Annotated in this window: 2 protein-coding genes and 1 pseudogene; all 3 read right to left on the reverse strand. The window is 62.6% G+C overall.

The genetic code is table 11. The annotated features are described in order from the left end of the window. Positions 1 to 906: pseudogene (locus tag ACTHL0_RS12465) on the reverse strand (hypothetical protein); the annotation flags it as partial. A gap of 64 nt (positions 907 to 970) precedes the next feature. After that, positions 971 to 1,252: a hypothetical protein gene (locus ACTHL0_RS12470; protein WP_440567057.1), complete on the reverse strand. Its 282-nt coding sequence runs from the start codon at positions 1,250 to 1,252 to the stop codon at positions 971 to 973. Beyond that, a partial coding sequence (locus ACTHL0_RS12475) for a portal protein (protein ID WP_440567058.1) occupies positions 1,242 to 3,140 on the reverse strand: 1,899 nt, incomplete at its 5' end. The genes ACTHL0_RS12470 and ACTHL0_RS12475, both read right to left, overlap by 11 nt.

Below are 3,140 nucleotides of genomic sequence, written 5' to 3' on the forward strand. Positions count from 1 at the left end.
ACGCGCCGCATCACGCAAAATCAGCATGTAGCGGTGGTCGAATATCTGGTTCAGCTCGGCGTCTTGGAACCCACGGTTGCGGGCGTACTGCGAAATCTGTTGGCGGTCTTTCTCGAAGGCTGCGGGATCGCGCCACTCGGGAATGGCTTGATGCAACTTCTCGCGCTCGGCAGCGAGGTTTTGCTGCAAGGCCTGCTGCTGCTCCTGTTGCGCATGCGCTTGCTGCTGCTGCACTTGACCGATGAACTGCTGAATCTGGCCTTGGCGCTGCTGGAACTCGGATTGCAACGCGGCGAACTCTGCCGGGTTGGCCTGCCGCAGACCGTTCCAATCGATCTTGGAAAAGTCGTGGTTGAGCATCTGCAGCGCGAGTTGCCCCATCGCCTGGTGCTGATGCAGCGCTTGCTGCGTGGCCTGACGCCAGTTCGTGCGCTCTTGTTCGAGCGCCTGTCGCTGATTCGATACCTCGATCGACTTGTTGTTGACGTGGCCTTCGAGCTGGTAGCTCTTGAGAACCTGCTCAAGCGGCACTTGCGTCTCAACGCCGTCGATCTTGACCGTGACCGGCAGCGACTTGGCCGAGGCCGGATCGACCTTGAGCGAGGTCAGCAGCTCGTCCAGGCTCGAATAGGCCGACGTCTGTTCACCGTTGCCCTCCTGGCCCGCTTGCTGCGCACCCTGCTGCCCTTGCTCGCCTTCCGGCGTCTGTTGGCCTTGGCTCGACGCGCCGTCCTGCTGTGCGCCGTTTTGATCGGCCTGCTGAGCGACGCGCTCGCGCTCCTCCTGATCGTTCGAATTCGTATTCGGTTGGAATGCCCCGTTGTCATAGAGGGACTGGAACGCCGATTCGTCCGAGTTGGAGTAATCTGCGGCGCCCGTCTGGGTGGTCGCTTGCAAGTCGCTCATTTGCTGGCCTCAGAAAAAGAAAAAGGCCCGCGAATGCGAGCCTTGTCGTGGGAATTGGATCGGTCTAGCCGAAGATCTGGAAGCGCCGTTTTCGCTCCGCTTGCTGCTCAAGCTGAAAATACGCGATCTCGCCCGTTTGCTTGATCTGCTCGAGGTACTTCTCAAGCGCATCCCAGCATTGCAGCGCGAGGATCAGCCGCGTATGCATCGTCTGGTCGGCCATCGGCACATTGCGCATCTGCCGCTCCAGCCCGTCGAGCACGTGCTTGCGTGCCTCGATGAAGATGATCGAATCGAGCACCTGCCGCGCGTCGCCGCCGCGCTTCACTTCGTCTTCAAGCGCCACCGCGCACCTCGCTCATGTCGTGATTCATCACCGCGCCAGCGTCGGCCGCCGCATCCTGTTTGAGTTGCGATGCAACGATCTGCGCCAGCGCGCGGAAGATGGTTTGGAACTCGGAGCTCTGCATCTGTGCCTGCTGTGTGGCCGCTTCGGTTTGCGCCTGCTGCGCGCCATGCACGAGTTCGGCCTGGGCCTGCTGCTGCTCTGCGCTCGCCTTGGCCTGCGCTGCCTGCAGACGCATGCCCTCGATCTGCTGATCGCCGCGCGCCTTGATCTGCGCAGCAGCAATGCGCGGATCGGGAGGTTGCTGCGCGCGCTGCGCCTGGACTTGCTGATACTCGGGCGAATCCGGGTCCATCGCGAACTGCGTGGGATTTTCAAAGCCGAGCAGGTGAGAGAGCGCCTTGAACGTCTCGTAAGCCTGCTTCGGCCCGACGAGCCCGAAGGCTTGGCCGATTTGGTTCTGCGCCTGGGCGAGCATCATCAAGTTGGCGCGTGCTTCTTCGCGGTTGCCCGAGCCCAGCCCCACATTGATGCTCACCTGCGTGCGTTCGCGCCACTTCGACGGATCGATATCGACCCAGCGGCCCGTGAGCTGAAGCGTGAGCGGCTTGTCCTGGTGGCGCATGAGCAGGCGATGGATCTTGCCGAAAACATCCTTCACGCCCTCGGCCAACAGCCGCGCGACGAGCTCGACCTTCAGCGCAGCCGCGCTCATGGCCGCGAGCTGGCCGCCCTTGGTAACGTCTTGCAGCGCGTCGGCGTCCACGCCCATCGTGTCCTTGCCGATGCCGGTGCGCATCTCGCGCTGCAGATCGCAGTATTCGAGCGCCGGCACCACCTGCGCCATCATGTTCGAGGGCGTCGTGAGCGGCATGATCGCGTTTTCAGGCACGCCTTCCGTGCGCACGATGCGGCCCGGCCGGCTGATGAGCATGTCGCCCATGTTCACCTTCTGCCAGTCGACCGCGTAGCCCTGGTTGTTCGTCAGGTAGAGGTTGTCGAGAGCCTGCCGAAACAGCGTCGTCTTGATGACCTGCAGGTCGTACAGCAGGTCGTAGTAGCTGATGCCGGTGTGCCGGTGCGGCATGCGGATCGGCGAGCAGTAAGAGAGGGAGCATTCCTCGCATTCGTCGTTGTCGAGCACCTTATCGCCGGCCACGACCACCCGGCGCAGCTCGGCAATGCCATCACCGTCGTAGTCGATCCGAATCCAGACGATGCGAAGCTCGACCTGCTGGCTCGCCGGATCGGTCGACTCTTCTTCGCTCAACTGGTCGGTGACCTCGTTACGCGCGAGTTCGATCAGTTGCAGCCAGTCGGGCCGCGCGATCTCGATGGCCGCCACATCGGCCGGATCAAAGCCCATCTCGATCACGTCGGAGCGCAGCACCGTGCGCTTGCGCTCGACGAACGGCGCGTCATCGAAGCCGCGGCGAGCCTGGGGCGAGACAAGCACCTCTTCGGGCGGCACGCATTCGACGCGCGGGCGCTTATCGATCGTCACGCGGCGCAGCTTCACGTCGAAGCACGTGTATTGCTGCTGCCCCATCGGGCCGTCGATCAGGTCGATTTTCTCGCTCTGCTCGAGGATCTCGATGTCGTCGTCCGTCTGCAGCAGCATCGCAAGCTCGATCTCGGTCAAGCCCGTGTACGTCTCGACGATCGACTTGCGGCGCTTCTCCCACCACGAATCGACGTATCCGTTGCGCAGCAGGAGCGCGTCCTTGAAGAAGTCGTGCAGCACGAAAAAGCCGTCGTTGCGCTTCATGAACACGTGGTTCACGACCTCGGTTTCGATCTCGGCTTGATCCTCGTCGCCGGGCGCCTCCGGATCGAACTGGCACGGCTTGCCGGCGGCAAACATGCGCATGAGCGTCGGCATGATCCA

Origin of the sequence: Trinickia sp., from assembly GCF_051961175.1 — a bacterium.
Lineage (GTDB): Bacteria > Pseudomonadota > Gammaproteobacteria > Burkholderiales > Burkholderiaceae > Trinickia.